The sequence below is a fragment of the Kitasatospora sp. YST-16 genome (assembly GCF_026802215.1).
In the GTDB taxonomy this organism is placed as follows: domain Bacteria; phylum Actinomycetota; class Actinomycetes; order Streptomycetales; family Streptomycetaceae; genus Kitasatospora; species Kitasatospora cineracea.
Genome location: NZ_CP113837.1, coordinates 634323 through 652171 on the forward strand (window position 1 = coordinate 634323; position 17849 = coordinate 652171).

Here is a 17849-nt window from a genome sequence, read left to right on the forward strand (position 1 = left end):
CCGCCGGCCCGCCGCCACCCCCGGCCACCGGAGCACCCGGGCCCGCTCTAGGCGCGGAACTGGATCAGGGCGTGCCGCCCGTCGGTCCGCCAGCGGGTGCCGGTGGCGTCGAGGCGGGCGAGGGTGGCGGGGGCGAGGCCGACGGCGACGTCGGACTTGAGGGTGCGGAGAGTGGCGACGGGGGTGGGGAAGTAGGCGGTGAGGGGGGCGAAGGGGGTGGTGGGGGGCCAGTGGCGGTCGCCGACCAGGCGGCGGTGGTTGAGGTCGCCCTTGAGGATGGTGAGGGTGGCGCCGGCCAGGTCGTCCCGCAGGTCGGCGGGCATCGCGTCGAAGGGGAGCGGGGCGCAGAAGAACGGGTGGGTGCGGATGGTCAGGGTGCCGTCGGCCACGGCCCGCCGGAGGCGTTCGCCGGTCGCCGCGGCGGCCCGGCCGGGGGCGGTGCGCAGCCGGGCGAGGGTGGCGAGGGTGTCGGCGGTGGTGGCGTCGGAGACGAAGTAGGGGTGGGGTTTGACGTAGAGGGCGGCGTGTCCGGCGAGGCCGGAGGTCAGGAGGTGGTCGATCAGGACCAGGTCGGGGAGCAGTTCCCGGCCGGCGTTGTCGGCGATCAGGCCGACCCGGCCGCCGCGGCCCCGTTCGAGGGCGGTCCACAGGGCGGCGCTGTCGTCGGCGACCAGGTCGGGGGCGGCGGCGCCGTCCTCGGCGGTGAGGCGGAAGCCGAGGTCGGCCCGGTTGCCCCAGAGCGCGGCGGAGAGCAGGGCCCGGGGCCGGGTCGCCCCGGGGTGGTCGAGGGCGGCGAGTTCGCCGTCGACGGCCGGGCTGGCCAGTTCGGCGGCCTTGAACGGCGCGAACGGGTCGACGCCCTGCCAGGGGCCGGGCCGGAAGTAGCCGGTGGCGTCCAGCAGTTGCCGGTAGAAGTAGCTCTCCGCCCACAGGAACGGCGCCTCGTCCCAGCTCCGCCCCCACAGTCCGGCGCCCCACTCCTGCCAGCGCGCCGCGTCCGGGTCGTCCCCGGCGGGCGGGTGCAGCGGGCCGCCGCCGGTGCTCCGGGCGAGCAGTTCCGCCAGGTCCGCGCGCTGCTGCGGGCCGTAGGGCAGCGCGTCGAGCACCTGTCGGAGCAGGACGGGGTGGCGTTCGTGGAAGACGCTCCGGGCGAAGGAGCCGGGGGTGTCGATCCGGATCACCGGCGCGGACGGCACGGGGCTGTCCGGCGCAGGGCTGTTCGGCACGGGGCTGTCCGGCGCAGGGCTGTTCGGCACGGGGCTGTCCGACACGGGGCTGTTCGGCACGGGCGGGCTCGGCTCTCTCCGGGGAAGGGGCGGACGGGCGGTGCTGCGGCCGATGCTTTCACGGCCCGGGCGGCCCGGGCGGCGGACACGGCAGGCCCGTGGCCGGACGGCGGCCGGGCTGCCGTCACAATGACCGCATGAGAGTGATCTTCACGGTGGCCGGGGCGGCGCTGCTGCTGGTGACGGCGGCGAGCATCCTGCGCACCCTGGTGGTGCCGCGCGGGCTGTACTCGGCGCTGGTGATCCGGCTCTGGTCGGTGCTGCGCCGGGTGCTGCGGACGGTGGCGGCGCCGTTCGGCGGCTACCGGGCGATCGACCGGGCGCAGACATGGCTGGCGCCGCTGATCCTGCTGGGGATGCTGGGCTGCTGGCTGCTGTCGACGCTGCTCGCGTACACCCTGCTGCTGCAGGGGACGTCCGACCTGGCGTGGCGGGTGGCGTTCCGGGAGGCCGGGTCGAGCCTGTTCACGCTGGGTTTCGCCAGCGGCGACCGGCTGCACCTGTCGGTGATCGACTTCCTGGCGGCGGCCAACGGCCCGCTGATCATCGCGCTGCTGATCGCCTACCTGCCGACCCTGTACGGGGCGTACAACCGGCGGGAGTTGGAGGTGACGCTGCTGCAGTCGCGGGCGGGCGAGCCGGCCTGGGGGCCGGAACTGCTGGCCCGGCAGGCGCTGGTGCGCACCGAGAGCGAACTGCCGGAGCTGTACCGGGACTGGGAGCGGCTGGCGGCCGACCTCGGCGAGGGCCACTCCAACTACCCGGTGCTGATCTCGTTCCGCTCCCCGCAGCCGTACCGCAGCTGGGTGGTCGGCCTGATCGCGGTGATGGACGCCGCCGCGATGCAACTGGCCCTCAACCCGCGCTCCGCCCCGCCGGAGGCCCGCCTGCTGCTGCGCGCCGGGTTCACCGCGCTGCGCGACATCGCCACCGCCGTGCGCATCCCGTTCGAGCCGGACCCGGACCCGGACGAGCCGATCCGGCTGACGTACGCCGAGTTCGACGCGGCCGCCGCCCTGGTCACGGCCGCGGGCCTGACCCTGGAGCGGACGGTCGCCGAGGCCTGGCCGCACTTCCGCGGCTGGCGGGTCAACTACGAGTCCGTCGCCTACGAACTGGCCCGCCGCGCGGACGCCGTCCCCGCCCTGTGGACCGGCCCCCGCGACTTCCCCGCCACCCCGATCCCGCCCCGCCGCCCGGCCGACCGCCGCCCGGCCACCCCGTGACCGGACCAACTCCCGCGCTCCGGTGGATGTTTGGAAAAGATCAGGTGTGCTCCTGATGCGGTAGGTTCCTGCCGTGACCGCGAACATAACGCCCGAGAACCCCGAACTGCGCTTCTCCGCCGTGCTGATGTACGCCGCGAACCTCCCCGGGGTGCGCATCGACCGGGAGGCGTACCTGCGCAAGACGCTGGCGCGCAGCTGCTCCGCGGAGCAGGTCGAACAGGCGGTCCGGGAGAGCCCGGCGGCGGCGGGCATCCCGGCCGAGGTGCTGGAGAAGGCGGCCAACGACTCCATCCGCTACGAGGCGGGCAAGGTCAGCGCGCTCTCCGCCGCGGCCGGGATCCCCGGCGTGCTCTTCCTCCCGGCCACCGTGCCCGCCGACCTGGCCCAGTACTTCGGCCACATGCTGCGGATCGCGCAGAAGCTCGCCTACCTCTACAGCTGGCCCGACCTGTTCTCCGGCGAGGACGACCTCGACGACGCGACCAAGGGCGTGTTCACGCTCTTCCTCGGCGTCATGTACGGCACCCACTCCGCGAACGTCGCGGTCGGGAAGCTGGCGAAGGCGATATCCGAGCAGCTGGTCAAGCAGCTGCCCCGGAAGGCGCTCACCAAGGGCGTCGTCTACCCGGTGGTGAAGAAGGTCGCGGCCTACCTGGGCGTCCAGATGACGAAGCAGACCTTCGCCAAGGGCGTCTCCAAGGCCATCCCGGTGGTCGGTGCCGTCCTCTCCGGCGGGCTCACCCTGGCGACCTACCTCCCGATGGCCAAGCGGCTGAAGAACCACCTCTCCGGCCTGGAGCTGGCCACGGGCGCGCGGGCGGACACCGGTGACGTGATCGACGTCGAGGACGTTGAGGGCTTCGAGGGCCTGGACGACCTCGCGGACCTCGAGGACGCCGCCGGACCCGGGAGCAGCCTGGTGGCGCGGATCCCCCGCCCCTGGAAGCGGTCCCAGCCGAACGCCGAACCGAACGCCGAACCGGACCCCGGACCGGAGGAGCCCGCCGGGTCGCGGTGACCCCGGCGGGCTCCCCGACCGGCTCCCTGACCGGTTCCCCGGCCGGCTCCGACTACCGCCCGCCGCGCAGCAGTTGCTCCTCGGCGGCGGCCAGCACCTCCACCACCTGGCGGCCGAACCGGATGTCGCAGGGGTGCGGTTCGCCGCTCTTCGCGGAGGCGAGCAGGCCGTCCAGCGCGCGGGCGAACGCGGCCGTGGGGTGCTCGTCGCGGCCGGGGAGGGTGGTGACGCCGGCGGTGCCGCGCAGTTCGACGGCGGCGCCGTCGGCGGAGGCGGCGGGCGGGGCGGTGAGGCTGAGGGTGACGGTGCTGGAGGCGCCGCCGCGGTGGCGCAGCACCAGGTGGGTGGTGTCGCCGGGACCGGGTGCGGCGGTCAGCCGGTCGACCTCGCCGAGGACGGGCAGCAGGACGGAGAGCGCGTGCGGGCCGACGTCCCACAGGGCGCCCTTCTGCTGCCGCCAGGGGGACGCGGCGTAGGGGCTGTCGGTGGTGAAGACCGAGCCGATCCAGTGGCAGTGGGCGGTGAACCAGCCGTCCTGGGCGGCCTGTTCGGCGATCCAGGCGTCCTGGGCGGGGCCGAAGCGGGTGGTGAAGAAGACCACCGTGGCGACGCCGGAGGCGGCCACCGCGTCCTCGACGGCGCGGGCGGCGTCGACGGTGGCGGCGACCGGCTTGTCCAGCAGCAGGTGCTTGCCGGCCTGCGCGGCCCGGGTCGCGTACTCGGCCTGCACGTCCGGCGGGAGGGCGATGGCGACCGCGTCGACGTCGGCGAGCAGGGCGTCCACCGTCGGGTAGGCGGGGACGCCGTGGACGGCGGCGAGTTCGGCGGCGGCCTCGGGGCGGCGGCCCCAGAGTCCGGCGAAGGTGACGTCGGGGTGGGCGGCCAGGGCGGGGGCGTGCACGAAGCCCGCCCAGGGGCCGGTGCCGAGGAGTCCGATGCGCATGGTGGTCAGTCTTCCACTCCGTCGCCGCCGACCCGGATCAGGGTGAACCCGTCGTGGCCGCGGCTGCCGACGGTCTGCACGGTGGTGGCCTCCAACCGGGGCTCGGCCGCGATCAGTTCGTGCATCCGCCGGACGCCCCGCACCGCCGGGTCGGTGCTGTCGGCGTCGGCGAGCTTCCCACCGCGCACCACGTTGTCGACGACGATCACCGAGCCGGGCCGGGACAGCTCCAGCGCGGCCGCGACGTAGTGCGGGATGTTGGCCTTGTCGGCGTCGACGAAGAAGAAGTCGTAGGGCTGCGCGCCCCGGTCGACCAGGTCGGCCAGGCTGTCCCGGGCCGGGCCGAGGCGGACCTCGACCCGGTCGGCGAGGCCGGCCCGGTCCAGGTTGGCGGTGGCGACGGCGGCGTGCGCGGGGTCGATCTCCAGGGTGGTCAGAGTGCCGTCGGCGGGCAGGGCGCGGGCCAGCCAGATGGTGCTGTAGCCGGCCAGCGTGCCGATCTCCAGGATCCGCCGGGCGCCCTGCATCCGGGCCAGCAGGTGCAGCAGCCGGCCCTGGTTGGCGGCCACCGCGATCTTCGGCAGCCCGGCCTCGTCGGCCGCCGCGAGCGCCGCGTCCAGCACCGCGTCCGGTGCGAACAGCAGGTCCTCGGCGTACTCGTCCACCGCGGTCCACACCTGCGGGTCCTTCTCCTGCATTGCCTCTCCCCACTCCGTGATCGCGCCGTGACCGGCGTGCGGGTGCGACCCTACTCCGGCCCGGCCCCGGACACGCCGGAACGCGGCCCGGCCCGGACGGCCCCGGACACGCCGAGGCCGCCGTGCCCGGCAAGGGGTCGCGGCGGCCTCGGTGGAGCGGACGGGATCAGTCGGCGGTCTCCGCGAAGGTCTCGGCGAGCGGTTCGCCGCTCTTGCCGCCGGACTGCTCCGGGTGCTCGGCGCGGGACTTCTTCGCCTTCCGCTTGAGCAGCAGCGCCGACCCGGCGCCGAACAGCACGGCCGCGCCGAGCCCGATGTACGAGGCGCCCTGCAGGTACTTCTCGGCGACCTTGCCGACCTGGTACACCAGCAGCGTGGTGCCGCCGGCCCAGACCACGCCGCCCAGCACGTTGGCGATCAGGAACTTCCAGTACGGCATCCGCAGGGTGCCGGCCAGCGGGCCCGCGAAGATCCGCAGCAGGGCGACGAAGCGGCCGAAGAACACCGCCCACATGCCCCAGCGCTGGAACTGCCGCTCGGCGGTGGCCAGGTGGTCCGGCCCGAAGTGCTTGGGGAACTTCCGGCCGAGTTTCTCGAACAGCGGCCGGCCGCCCTTGTGCCCGATCGCGTAGCCGATCGAGTCGCCGATGATCGCGCCGGCGATCGCGCAGAGCGCCACGCCCCACGGGCTGACGGTGCCCTTGGCGGCCAGCAGTGCGGCGGTGACCAGGGCGATCTCGCCGGGCAGCGGGATGCCCAGACTCTCCAGTCCGATGATCAGACCGATGATGACGTACACCAGGGTCGGTGGGACGTCATTGATCCATTGATCGACGTGCAAGGCGGAGTACCTCCGTCTGGGCAGGACGAGGGCCGTCGGCCCGGCGCACCGCACGATCGCAATCGCAATCGCGCAGCACGGCCGTACGGCACACAGGAAAATTTCAGTAAAGAACCGGCCGGGCCAGCCTAGCCGCTCCCGCCCACCGCGCCGAGTGCCCCCCGAGGCCCGGGCCGGACGCCTCCCCCGCAGGTGCCGTACACCCGATCCAACGCGGCACGCCGGGCCGTTCGTTCCCGCTCCGGGTGTGAGATCACTCAAGGTCCGGGGCCCTGTCGCGACCGTCCGGCGCGGGCCCATACTCCGACACCTGACGCACCGGCAGCACCCGGCACCGACACCGGCACCGGCACCGGCACCGGCGCAGGCACAGCACCGACACGGCACCAACAGGGGGACGGACATGACCGCACACGCCTCGGCGGCGGGGACCTGGCAGCTCGGCGACCTGGCGGTGAACCGCCTCGGCTACGGCGCGATGCGGCTGACCGGCAACGGGATGCACGGCAACTCCGACGGCCCGCCGATCGACCGGGCGGCCGCCGTCCGGCTGCTGCACACCGCGTTCGAGCACGGCGTGGACCACGTCGACACCGCCGCGTTCTACTTCTCGCCGCTGCGCTCCGCCAACGCCCTGATCGGCCGGGCCCTGGCCGGCTGGCCCGGCGCCGACCGGATCACCGTGGCCACCAAGGTCGGCCCCGGCCGCACCCCGGACGGCGAGTGGTACACCATGGCCCGGCCCGACCAGCTGCGCGCCCAGGTCGAGGAGAACCTGCGCCAGCTCGGCACCGACCACCTCGACCTGGTCAACCTGCGCCGCAACGGGCCGGACGTGGAGTCCGTCGCCGAGCACTTCGGCGTGCTCGCCGACCTGCGGCGGGCCGGGCTGATCCGGCACCTGGGCCTGTCCAACGCCCGCCCCGAGCACGTCCACCAGGCCCGCGCGATCGCCCCCGTGGTGTGCGTGCAGAACTCCTACGGCCTGGACCGCCGCCTCGCCGACGAGAACGGGACGCTCGACCTCTGCCGCGAACTCGGCATCGCCTTCGTCCCGTTCTTCGCCATCTCCGGCCCGGCCCGGGAGGCCGCCCCCGCCGCCGAGCGGGACGCCCGGGTCACCGCCGTCGCCGCCGAACTGGGCGCCACCCCCGCCCAGGTCCGGCTCGCCTGGACGCTGCACCGCGGCCCGCACGTGCTCGCCATCCCCGGCACCTCGAACCCCGCCCACCTGGCCGAGAACCTCGACGCCGGGGCACTGCGCCTGACCCCCGGGCAGCTCGCCCGGCTGGACGCCCCGGCCGGCTGAGACCCGCTACGCCGCGACCGGCTGAGACCCGCCCCGGCCCGCCGCCCACTCCCCCGCTACTCCCCCTCCGCCACCCACTCCGGCAGCGTCTCCCGGCGCTCCAGCCAGGCCGCCGGGACGCCGGACAGGCCGGTGCGGGCGGCGACCACGCCGCCGGTGATCGCGCAGGTGGTGTCGACGTCGCCGAGGCCCTCGGCGGTGGTCCACAGCGCGCCCGCCAGGTCGTCGAGGTGGTGCGCGGCGGACCAGAGCGCGAACGGGACGGTGTCGGAGGCCCGGATCCGCTGCCCGTTGCCGAGCAGGTCGGCGGCCCGCCACGGCGCCGTCCCGGCGGGCAGGTCGGCGGCCGCGGTGACGCCCGCGCGGATCGCCCCGGCGGGGGTGCGGGCGGCCACCTCGTGCAGCAGGGCGGCCCCGGCCGGTCCGCCGCCGGCCGTCCGGCCGCGGGCCGCCAGCGCGGCGGCCACCGCGACGGCCACCGCCCCGGCGACGCCCTCCGGGTGGGTGTGGGTGACCTCGGCGGAGTAGGCGGCCTGCTCGGCGGCCTCGTCCAGGTCGTCGGCGAACCAGGCACCCAGCGGGGCGACCCGCATCGCGGCGCCGTTGCCGAGGCTGCCCTGCCCCTCGAACAGCTCGCGGGCCTCGCTGCTCCACCGCTCGGGCCGCTCGGCGAGCACCGGCAGCAGCCGGGTCATCCCGTAGCCGTAGCCGCGGGCCGGGTCGGCCAGGAAGGTCGCGCCGAACATCGCGGCCAGCCGGGTGCGGTTCACCCCGTCCTGGTCGAGCAGCGCCCGGTACACGCACAGGGCCATCGCGGTGTCGTCCGTCCAGTGCCAGGGCGACTCCTCGGGCGTGCGGCGGGCCCGGATCTGCTCGACCGCCTCGGCGGGCGCCCGGAACAGCTCGAACCAGCGCTCGCCGAAGGCGTCCCCGAGGGCCAGGCCCTCCAGTGCGTCGCGGGCGGCCTGCCGGGCGGTGGTGGTGGTCGTGGTCATGCGCCCGATCCTCCCAGCCCGCCCCCGCCCGGCCCACCGGTTTCCGCCCCGGCGGACGGCGGCCCCTGTCGGGCCGTCAGCCCCGCGGGGGAAGGGCGCGGGACGGGTCGGACGGTGCCGCCGCGGGAGCAGCCGGGCCGGTCGCGGGGCGCGGTGCCCCGTCCCGGTTCCGGACGGCGGCGCCGGGTGCCGCCGGGGCGAGGCCGCAGAGGGCGGCGCGGACCTCGTGGCGGAACCAGCGCTGGGCCGGGTCGTGGTCGTGGCGGGGGTGCCAGCCCATGGAGATGTCGATGGGGGGCAGGGGCAGCGGGATCGGCAGCGCGACCAGGCCGAGGGCGGCGACCAGCGGTGCGCCGGTGCGTGCCGGGATCTGGCTCACCAGGTCGGAGGCGACGACGAGTTGGAGGGCGGCGGCGAAGGTCGGCATGGCCGCGACCACCCGGCGCCGGAGCCCGACGGCCTCCAGCGCGTCGTCGAGCGGGCCCCGCAGGCGGCCGCGCCGGGACGGGACGACGTGCAGCGCGCCCGCGAGCGCGGCCGGGGTGAGGGGAGCGCGGGTGAGCGGGTGCCCGGGCCGGACGGCGGCCGCCATCTCGTCGACCAGCAGCGGCTCGATGCGGGTCTCCGGCGCCGGAGCGGTGATCACCCGGACCTCCAGGTCGGCCGCCCCCTCGCGCAGGACCAGGTCGTCGGGGTACGGGCCCTCGGAGAGCAGGACGGCGGTCACGCCCGGCGCGCTCCGGCGCAGCCGCGGCAGGAGGCGCTCGGCGAGGGCGCCGGCGAGCAGGTCGTTGGCGACGACGGTGAACGTCCGCTCGAGCCGGGCCGGGTCCGCCGGGCGGTCCCGGGCGAACAGGGCGCGCGAGCGTTCCAGGACGGCCTTGACCTCCGCGTGCGCCGCCTCGGCGCGCGGGGTCGGCACCATCGCCTGCCCGGAGCGGACCAGGATCGGATCGGCGAACGCGGTGCGGATCCGGGCCAGTGTCCGGCTCATCGCGGGCGCGGAGAGACCGAGCCGGTCGGCGGCGGCCGAGACCGAGCACTCGTCGAGCAGGACGTCGAGGGCGGTGAGGAGGTTCAGGTCGATGTTCCGGGTCGTGGCGCCCACGGATCCCCTCCCAGCTCGGTGATTGTGTCTGGTGCACTGTACTCGTGCAAGGGATGCATTTGTCGTCATGACGGCCCGCTCCTAGCGTCTCCCCCGTGAAGTCCACGACCTGGAGGGGACGAGATGAAGACCGAACAACCGCCCGTCGAGCACGTCGCACGGGCATCCGCGGAACGGCCCGGAGCCCGGACCGTCGTCGCCCTGATGTCCCTGTGCGCGGGGACGCTGCAGGCCATGGCCGCCGCGATGAACCTCGCGGTGCCCTCGATCGCACGGAGCGCCCTGCACCCGGGCCCGACCGCGCTGGTGTGGATCGTGGACGCGTACCTGGTCGCCTTCGCCTGCCTGCTCGTCCCCGGCGGCGCGCTGGCCGACCGCTTCGGGCGCAAGGGCGTCCTGCTGACGGGGCTGGGCCTGTTCGCGGGCGGCGGGCTGCTCGCGGCCTGCGCCGGGAACGTGCCGCTGCTGATCGCCGGGCGGCTGGTCGCCGGCGTGGGCGCCGCCCTCGCCCTGCCCGTCACCCTCGGGCTGCTGATGCTGGTCGTCCCGCGGGCCGGCCACCCGGCGGCCGTCGCCACCTGGACGGCGTCGCTCGCCGTCGGCGGCATCCTGGGCAACGTGGTCGGCGGCGTCGTGCTCGAACTGCTGCCCTGGCAAGGGCTGTTCCTGGTGTTCGGCACGGCCGGGGCGCTGCTCCTGGCGGTCTCCGCGCGGTGCGCGCCCCGGACCGCCCGGCGCGCCGTCCCGCTGGACGCGCCCGGTTCGGCGCTGCTGGCCGCGGCGGTCGTCGCCCTGGTCGACGGCCTGGTCGAGGGCCGCGAGCGCGGCTGGACCTCCGCCTGGGTGCTCGGTTCCTTCGCCGCCGCGGCGGCGATCGCGACGGTGTACGTCCGCGTGTCACTGCGCCGCGAACACCCGCTCCTGGACCCGCGGGTGTTCGCGCTGCGCCCCGTGCGGGCCGGCGCGGTCGGCGTCGCCGTGGCCTTCGCCGGGGCGTTCGCCATGTTCTACGTCAACGCCCAGTACCTGACCCTCGCCCACGGCTACTCCCTCGCCCTGGCGGGCCTCGCCATCGCGCCGATCGCCGTCGCCATGACGCTGGCCTCGCGGTCCTCGGGCCGGTTGGTGGGGCGCTGGGGCGCGAAGCGGGTGGTCGGGCTCGGCTTCGCCGGGCTGGTGGCCGGCCTCGGCGCCTTCTCCTTCGTCGGCACCGGCACCCCGTACGCCCTGTACGTCCTCTGTCCGGCGCTCGCACTGGCCGGCGTCGGCCTGGCGCTGCCTCCGCTGTCCGGCGGCATCATGGCCGCGCTGCCCGCCGACCGGGCCGGCACGGGCTCCGGCCTCAACGGGGCCGCCCGCGAGGTGGGCAGCGCCGTCGGCGTCGCGGGGATGGGCACCGCGCTCGGCGCCCACACCGTGGGCGCCGGGACCTCGGCCGCGGCCCTCAGCGCCGCGATGGACTCCGGTTTCCGGGTGGTCGCCGTCGTGGTGGCCGCGGCCGCGGTCCTCGTCGTGCGCTGGACCGACTGAGCGGCCCCGGACCCGGGAGGGCGTCGGCCGCGGGTGGCGGACCGGGTGGCCACGACGGGCCCCGGTCCGGCTGCTCAGGGCAGCGGGGTGCCGCCGGTGGCGTTGACGACGTCGCCGGTGATGTAGCCGGCCTCCGCCGAGGCGAGGAAGACGTAGGCGGGTGCCATCTCGGCGGGCTGGGCGGGACGGCCCAGCGGTGACTGCTTCCCGAATCCGGCCACCTTGTCGGCGTCCATCGTCGCGGGGATCAGGGGCGTCCAGACGGGCCCCGGGGCGACCGCGTTGACCCGGACGCCCTCGGGGGCGAGCTGCTGCGCGAGCCCCTGGGTGAACGTGACGACGGCGCCCTTGGTGGCCGCGTAGTCCAGCAGGTGCGGGCTGGGCTTGTAGCCCTGGACGGACGCGGTGTTGATGATCGACGACCCCGGCCGCAGGTGCGGCAGCGCCGCCCGGCACAGCCAGAACATCGCGTAGAGGTTGGTCTTCACCACCCGGTCGAACTGCTCGGTGGTGATGGCGGCGAGACCGTCCGGCTGGGACATCTGGTGGGCGGCGTTGTTGACGAGCACGTCGAGGCCCCCGAGCTCGTCGACGCAGCGGGCCACCAGGTCCGTGCAGAACCGTTCGTCCCGCACGTCGCCGGCCACGGCCACGGCGGACCGTCCGGCGCTCCGGACCAGCCGGAGGGTCTCCCGTGCGTCGTCCTCCTCCTCCGGGAGGTGGCAGAACGCCACGTCGGCCCCCTCCCGGGCGAACGCGAGCGCGACGGCCCGGCCGATGCCGGAGTCCGCGCCGGTGATGAGCGCGGTGCGGCCGGCCAGCCGGCCGGTGTGCTCGGGGGTGGCGCGGGGTCAGGACTTGAGGAACTCGATCAGGTCCTGGTTGAACCTCTCCTTGTCGCCGGGCACCAGCGCGATGCCGTGCGAGCCGCCCTCGTAGACCTTGAGCACCGCGCCGGGCACCAGGGCGGCGGTCCTGCGGCCGGTGGCGTCGATCGGGACGATCCGGTCGTCGTCGCCGTGGACGACCAGCAGCGGGACGTCGAACTTCTTCAGGTCCGCGTGGAAGTCGGTGTGCGCGAAGGCGTCGACGCAGGCCACGCCGCCCTCGATGGTCTCGGCCATCGCCATGTACCAGAAGGCGTCCTTGTTGCCCTCGGTGACCTTGCTTCCGGGGCGGTCCGCGGAGAAGAACCCGACCGAGGACTCCTTCCAGAACTGCGAGCGCTCCTTGAGGATGCCCGCCTTGATGCCGTCGAAGACCTCCTGCGGGACGCCGTCCGGGTTGTCCGGGCCCTGCAGCATCAGCGGCGGGATGGCGGAGAGCAGCACCGCGGAGCGGATCCGCTCGGTGCCGTGCCGGCCGATGTAGCGGGCCAGCTCGCCGCCGCCCATCGAGTGCGCCACCAGCGTGACGTCGCGCAGGTCGAGGCTGGTGAGCAGGTCGTTCAGGTCGTCGGCGAAGGTGTCGAAGTCGTAGCCGTCGTACACGGGGGTGGAGCGGCCGTGGCCGCGCCGGTCGTGGGCGATGCCGCGGAAGCCCGCGTCGGCGACGGCCTTCAGCTGGTCCTGCCAGGCGTCGCCGTTCAGCGGCCAGCCGTGGATGAAGACGACCGGGCGGCCGCTCCCCCAGTCCTTGTAGAAGATCTCGACGCCGTCGCGGGTGGTGCAGTGGGGCATGGGTGGCTCCGATCCGGGGGCCGGGCGGCCGCACTGGGGCCGGCCCGGCGGGAGGGAAGGGCTGGCGTGCTCGTGCGGCCCGGAGCGGGCGGGACGGCGTCGCCTCGACCATTCATGACACAGTCCGGGCCCGGGCGCACCGCGGGCCGGTCCCGTCCGCAGACCGGACCGGCCCGTGGTGCCGGATCTCAACTCACTTGACGCACAAGGCGGTTCAGGACGGCTCGACGCAGAACACGGCCTCCCGGACCTGTCCGGCGGTGGGCACGGCGGTGGCGCCGTGCACCCGGATGGTGGTGCGCTCGCCGGGCAGCAGGGTGGTCAGGCCGCGGTCGGCGGCGGCGGCCGGGTCGATCCGGTCGGCCTGCAGCAGCAGGTCGCGGACCAGGGTGCGGGCGGTGACGACCACGTCGAAGGCGCCGTCGGCGGCCTCCTCGACGGCCAGTTCGTACTCCGGCCTCGGGTAGCCGAACGCCTTGTCGGGGACGGGGAAGTGCACGGCGCGCAGGCCGTCGGCGTCGGCGACCAGGTACTCCTTGCCGGAGCCGTCGGCGGGCAGCAGTTCGGCGGGCACCGGCAGCCGGTGGACGGCCCGGGCGTCGGCGGTGAGCCCGGCGGTGGTCTCGGCGAGCACGTTGCCGTCGACGTCCAGGCGGCGCAGGCGCAGCGTCGTGGTCCAGGGCTCGGCGGACTGGTTGACCAGGGCGATCCGGGGGGCGCCGTCGCGGTCGGCGGGCTGCAGGGTGAGCAGCCGGTCGGCGTACAGGCGGCGCAGTTCGTGGTGCAGCGGCTTGAGCCGGCCGTCGCCGTCGACGGCGGCCCAGGAGGAGACCGGCCAGCAGTCGTTGATCTGCCAGACGACGGTGCCGGCGCAGTGCGGCCAGTGCGAGCGCCAGTGCTCGATGCCGGTGGCGATGGCGCGGGCCTGGATCAGCTGGGTGAGGTAGTGCCAGCGGTCGAAGTCGCCGGGGCCGGTGGGCAGTTCGAAGTGCCGCTCGACGCCGCGGTTCAGCTTGCCGTTGCCGTCCTCGGCCTTCTGGTGGTGCAGCATGCCGGGCGAGTCGGCGGCGAGTTCCTCGTCCGGCAGGGCGCGGCGCAGGGTGGCGTACGCGGGCGGGGCCTGCCAGCCGAACTCGGAGACGAAGCGCGGGACGCTGGCGCGGTACTCGGCGAAGTCCTGCCGGTTCCACACCTCCCAGGAGTGGTGGGTGCCGTGGTCGGTGTCGTTGGGGTGGTGGTCCCAGCTGCCGGACCAGGGGCTGCCGGCCGAGTAGGGGCGGGTGGGGTCGAGTTCGGCGACGATCCGGGGCAGCAGGCCGAGGTAGTAGCCCTCGCCCCAGGAGTCGCCCTTCAGTTCGTCCTCCCAGCCCCAGTCGCGGAAGCCCCAGAGGTTCTCGTTGTTGCCGTTCCACAGCACCAGCGAGGGGTGCGGCATCAGGCGCACCACGTTGTCGCGGGCCTCGGCCTCGATCTCGCCGCGCAGCGGCTGCTCCTCGGGGTAGGCGGAGCAGGCGAACAGGAAGTCCTGCCAGACCAGCAGGCCGAGTTCGTCGCACGCCTCGTAGAACGCCTCCTGCTCGTAGATGCCGCCGCCCCAGACCCGGATCAGGTCGATGTTGGCGTCGGCGGCCTGCTGGAGGCGGTGGCGGTAGCGGGCGGGGGTGACCCGGGTGATCAGGGTGTCGTCGGGGATCCAGTTGGCGCCGCGGACGAACAGCGCCTCGCCGTTGACGGCGAGGGTGAAGGGGGTGCCGGCGGCGTCGGGGGCGGTGCGCAGTTCGACGGTGCGGAAGCCGATCCGGCGCTGCCAGGTGTCGAGCGGGTCGTCGCCGTCGGCGAGGGTGAGGACGAGGTCGTAGCGGGGCTGTTCGCCGTAGCCGCGGGGCCACCAGAGGGCGACGTCGGCGGCCTCCAGGGTGAGCACGCCGGTGTCGCCGTCGAGGACGGCCTCGGCCTCGGCGCCGGCCACCGCGGCGCGGACGGTGAGCGGGCGGCCGGCGCCGCTCGCGGTGCGCTCGACGGTGACGTGCAGTTCGACCCGGCCGGTGCCGCCGTCGACGGTGACCAGCGGGCGGACCTCGGCGAGCCGGGCGGTGGACCAGTGCTCCAGCCGGGCGGGCTTCCAGATGCCCGCGCCGGGCAGGGTCGGGCCCCAGTCCCAGCCGAAGCTGCTGGCCATCTTGCGGATGTACTGGAACGGCTCGGGGTAGACGTTGGGCCGGTCGCCGACCAGGGCGCGGACCCGCTCGGCCTCGGTGTAGGCGCTGGTGAACTCGACCTTCAGCTCGCCGGCCAGGCCGGTGGCGTCGAACCGGTAGCGGCGGTGCATGTTGCGGGTGGAGCCGAGCTCGGTGCCGCCGAGGGTGATGGTGGCGGCGGTGTCGAGGCCGTCGAAGACCAGGTCGGTGCGCTCGTGCCGGCTGCCGTGGGCGGGCAGGTCGAGGGTGTAGGTCCAGTCCCGGCGGCCGACCCAGGCCACCTCCGACTCGTTGGTGCCCAGGAACGGGTCGGGGATCAGCCCGGCGGCCAGCAGGTCGGTGTGGACGCAGCCCGGGACGGCGGCGGGCAGCCGGTCCCCGTCGTGGTGCAGGCTCCAGCCCTGGTCGAGCGGGGTGGTGTCCTTCATCTGTGCGGCTCCTCAGTGGTTCGGCCGGACCGGTGGTCGGGTTTGCGGCGCGAGCAGAACCGTAACCCGCCGGAGCGGCCCTGTCTATAAACCGGTTATGTGAATGCCTTGATGGGTTTCAGTGATCGTCAACTCGCTCACCAGCAGGCCGAAAAGCCGGAACGCCACTGCCGCCCCGCCAGCCCCGGACGGGCCCGACGGGGCAGCAGCTTTACCGGTTCATCACGGGGTTCGGGGCGGCCGTGCTTCAGCCCACGGCCTTCTGCGCCTTCCCCCAGCGCCGGTTCAGGTCCGCGAAGTAGCCCTCCAGGTCGCCGGGGACGGCCCCCGACGCCAGGTCCACCAGCTTGCGCCGGTAGTCCGGCGCGTCCAGGCCGATGCCCGCGGCCCGGTCGATCGCGTCCACCTTCGCCAGCTGCTCCCGGGTCTGCGGGATCATCCGCACCGCCCGGTCGTCCAGCGGCTGGAGCGAGGCGGGCAGCTTCGCCCCGCGCACCGAGGAGATCGACTCGTCGGCGGCCGCGCTGCCGGAGCGGGTGACGTACCACTCCAGCCACGCCCGGGCGGCCTCCTGGTGCGCGGAGTGCACGTTGACCGCGTACTTGTAGTCCGGCTGCACCACGGTGCAGAAGTGCCCGTCGCGCTGCACCGGCAGCGGCATGAACCCAATGTCCGCCGGGTCGCCCCCGGCCGCCCGGGCGGCCTCCTGCATCTGCGCGACCGCCCAGGAGCCCAGCTCCATGGTCGCCACCCGGCCGGTGCCCAGCAGCGTCTTGGAGGTCTCCCAGTCGGTGGTCTGCGGCTCGGACTCGGTGAGCTTCTCGTGCACCGCCCGGTACAGCAGGCTGTCGATCTCGTACAGGTCCTTGCCGGGCGTCCACGGCGCCGCGGTCTGCGCCAGCTTGTCGCGCGCGGTGTTGTCGCAGGTCGGCACCCCGATCGCGTCCGACCACTGCCGCAGCGGCCAGCCGTCGTGGTAGTTCGTGTAGTACGGGACGGCCTGGGTCCGCTCCCGGATCGCCTTCAGGTCCTCGATGAACCGGTCCGGCGTGGTGGGCCACTCGGTGATCCCGGCCTTCGCCCACACCGCCTTGTTGTAGACCAGCCCGGAGGCGATCCCGATGTTGGCGATGCCGTACACGTGCTCGTCGACGGTGCCGTAGTCGATGTAGTCGAAGGTGTCCGACAGCTCGCGGGAGTTCCCCAACGAGCTGAAGTAGGCGGGGTACTGGCCGGCCGGCAGGCTGTCCGGGATCAGCAGCACGTCCCCGTAGTCGCCCTTGGCCAGCCGGTCGGCGGCCTCGCCCTCGTAGTCGACCAGGCCCTCGAACTCCACCTTCACCTTCGGGTAGAGCTTGTTGAACTCGGCCGCGTACTTCTTCATCAGCCCGCTGTCGACCTGGTCGACCCGGTTGGTCAGCACCGTGATCGTCCCCGACACCTTCGACCGGTCGGCGGTGGACACCACCCCCGCGAGGGGGGCGGGCCCACCGCCGGTGCAGCCGCTCAGGGCCAGGGCCAGTGCGGTCGCCGAACCCGCGGCGGCCCATCCTCTGCGCATCGCTTCCTCTTGCCCTTGCTCGTGCTCGTGCTCGTGCTCGCGCTCCCCGCGGTTGCCGCGGTTCCCGCGCGGGTCTCAGATGGCCGGCACCTGCACCCAGAACCGGGTGTCGTTGCCGAGGTTGGCGGAGTCGGCGTCCAGCTGGGCCTTGATCCAGTACACGGCGGCCCGGTAGTTCGCGATGTCCGCGGTGTTCGGGTTCGCCAGCCCGGAGGAGCCGTTGCGGTGGCCCGCGAACCAGGTGTTCAGGCCGTAGTGGTTCTGGCTCTGGTGCAGGCAGTTGACGTCCTGCGCGAGGTTGGAGTTGAGCGCCGCGCCGTTGTTGTACTGGCTCTCCGACTGCCCGGCGAACTGCGCGCAGCCGGCCCGCAGCATCATCCAGTTCTGCTTGAAGATGCCGAAGTTGGCCGCGTCACCGCTCTTGTTGTCGCCGTACGGGTACGCGGTGTCCATGTGGTCGGTCTCCAGCATCGCCACCGCCAGGTCCAGGCTGGTGGCCCCGGCCGCCCGCACCTGCCCCTTGCGGCCGCCCAGCCCGCCGACGCTGTACGACCCGCAGCTCATCCCGGACGGGCACGCGGTGCTGCTGCTGCCACCGCCGCCACCGCCGCTGCTGCCGGCCCCGGGGTCGGCCTTCGAGCCGCGCACCACGCAGGACTTGTTGTTCTCCCAGCCCCAGCCGTCCCCGTCCGGGTCGGTGGCGGAGCCGTTCACGCAGTACGGGTAGCCGTTGGACGCGGTGCCGGAGGTGCCCGCCGCCGGGTCGGCCTTCGAACCGCGCACCACGCAGGAGGCGCTGTTCTCCCAGCCCCAGCCGTCCCCGTCGGGGTCGGACGCGGAGCCGTTGGCGCAGTACGGGTAGCCGTTGGGGGCGGTGTCGGCGTGGGCGGCCGGGGCGAGGCCGAACAGGGCGCCGACCAGCAGGCCGGCCGCGGTCACGGCGGCGGACAGAGTGCGCTTCATCGTGGGGGTTCCTCTCTCGCGGTGCACGGGTGGGGACCGGCCCGCGGCCTGCCGGGTGGGGCG

The 17849-nt window shown here is 74.5% G+C and carries 16 protein-coding genes; 5 read left to right on the forward strand and 11 right to left on the reverse strand.

Annotation, left to right across the window (positions count from 1 at the left end):
* Positions 1-47: 47 nt before the first annotated feature.
* Positions 48-1181 carry a damage-control phosphatase ARMT1 family protein gene (locus tag OU787_RS02885; protein WP_442788415.1) on the reverse strand — a complete coding sequence of 378 codons (1134 nt, stop codon included), beginning with the start codon at positions 1179-1181 and terminating at the stop codon, positions 48-50.
* Here OU787_RS02885 and OU787_RS02890 point away from each other — a divergent pair.
* The 3 genes from OU787_RS02890 (at position 1165) to OU787_RS02900 (ending at position 3533) form a co-directional block, all read left to right on the forward strand.
* A complete protein-coding gene (locus OU787_RS02890) occupies positions 1165-1419 on the forward strand; it encodes a hypothetical protein (protein WP_268661978.1) in 255 nt (84 codons plus the stop codon). The two genes, OU787_RS02885 and OU787_RS02890, sit on opposite strands and share 17 nt — an antisense overlap.
* A 4-nt stretch (positions 1420-1423) precedes the next feature.
* Positions 1424-2512, forward strand: coding sequence for a hypothetical protein (locus OU787_RS02895; protein ID WP_030461672.1), 1089 nt, complete (start codon positions 1424-1426; stop codon positions 2510-2512).
* A 127-nt stretch (positions 2513-2639) separates the two neighbouring features.
* Entirely contained in the window at positions 2640-3533 is an 894-nt protein-coding gene (locus OU787_RS02900; RefSeq protein ID WP_268661791.1) for a hypothetical protein, read from the forward strand.
* A 52-nt stretch (positions 3534-3585) separates the two neighbouring features.
* On the opposite strand, the gene OU787_RS02905 is transcribed toward OU787_RS02900, so the two are convergent.
* The 3 genes from OU787_RS02905 to OU787_RS02915 form a co-directional block, all read right to left on the reverse strand.
* Positions 3586-4476 (reverse strand): Gfo/Idh/MocA family protein, encoded by an 891-nt coding sequence (locus tag OU787_RS02905; protein ID WP_030461670.1) that lies wholly within the window; start codon positions 4474-4476, stop codon positions 3586-3588.
* A 5-nt stretch (positions 4477-4481) separates the two neighbouring features.
* A complete protein-coding gene (locus tag OU787_RS02910) occupies positions 4482-5174 on the reverse strand; it encodes an O-methyltransferase (RefSeq protein ID WP_030461669.1) in 693 nt (230 codons plus the stop codon).
* A 166-nt stretch (positions 5175-5340) separates the two neighbouring features.
* The gene (locus OU787_RS02915) at positions 5341-6015 is read right to left on the reverse strand and encodes a DedA family protein (RefSeq protein WP_035956173.1); all 675 of its coding nucleotides are present in this window, start codon (positions 6013-6015) and stop codon (positions 5341-5343) included.
* Positions 6016-6418: 403 nt separating this feature from the next.
* Here OU787_RS02915 and OU787_RS02920 point away from each other — a divergent pair, with 403 nt between their 5' ends.
* Entirely contained in the window at positions 6419-7324 is a 906-nt protein-coding gene (locus OU787_RS02920) for an aldo/keto reductase (protein ID WP_268658442.1), read from the forward strand.
* A gap of 56 nt (positions 7325-7380) precedes the next feature.
* Here the strand turns inward: OU787_RS02920 and OU787_RS02925 are convergent, their stop codons facing one another.
* Entirely contained in the window at positions 7381-8319 is a 939-nt protein-coding gene (locus tag OU787_RS02925) for an ADP-ribosylglycohydrolase family protein (protein ID WP_268658443.1), read from the reverse strand.
* Between the two features lie 76 nt (positions 8320-8395).
* On the reverse strand, positions 8396-9427 hold the full coding sequence (locus OU787_RS02930) for a LysR family transcriptional regulator (RefSeq protein ID WP_268658444.1): 1032 nt from the start codon (positions 9425-9427) through the stop codon (positions 8396-8398).
* Between the two features lie 123 nt (positions 9428-9550).
* Here OU787_RS02930 and OU787_RS02935 point away from each other — a divergent pair, with 123 nt between their 5' ends.
* Positions 9551-10957: an MFS transporter gene (locus OU787_RS02935; protein WP_268658445.1), complete on the forward strand. Its 1407-nt coding sequence runs from the start codon at positions 9551-9553 to the stop codon at positions 10955-10957.
* A 74-nt stretch (positions 10958-11031) separates the two neighbouring features.
* On the opposite strand, the gene OU787_RS02940 is transcribed toward OU787_RS02935, so the two are convergent.
* From OU787_RS02940 to OU787_RS02960, 5 genes are all read right to left on the reverse strand, one after another.
* On the reverse strand, positions 11032-11778 hold the full coding sequence (locus OU787_RS02940) for an SDR family oxidoreductase (protein ID WP_268661792.1): 747 nt from the start codon (positions 11776-11778) through the stop codon (positions 11032-11034).
* 30 nt (positions 11779-11808) lie between these two features.
* Complete coding sequence (locus tag OU787_RS02945; RefSeq protein WP_268658446.1) at positions 11809-12636, reverse strand: alpha/beta fold hydrolase; 828 nt, start codon at positions 12634-12636, stop codon at positions 11809-11811.
* 214 nt (positions 12637-12850) lie between these two features.
* Entirely contained in the window at positions 12851-15262 is a 2412-nt protein-coding gene (locus OU787_RS02950) for a glycoside hydrolase family 2 protein (RefSeq protein WP_268658447.1), read from the reverse strand.
* A 247-nt stretch (positions 15263-15509) separates the two neighbouring features.
* Positions 15510-16823, reverse strand: coding sequence for an ABC transporter substrate-binding protein (locus OU787_RS02955; RefSeq protein ID WP_268658448.1), 1314 nt, complete (start codon positions 16821-16823; stop codon positions 15510-15512).
* 75 nt (positions 16824-16898) lie between these two features.
* Positions 16899-17786 carry a carbohydrate-binding domain-containing protein gene (locus OU787_RS02960; RefSeq protein ID WP_268658449.1) on the reverse strand — a complete coding sequence of 296 codons (888 nt, stop codon included), beginning with the start codon at positions 17784-17786 and terminating at the stop codon, positions 16899-16901.
* Positions 17787-17849 lie beyond the last annotated feature (63 nt).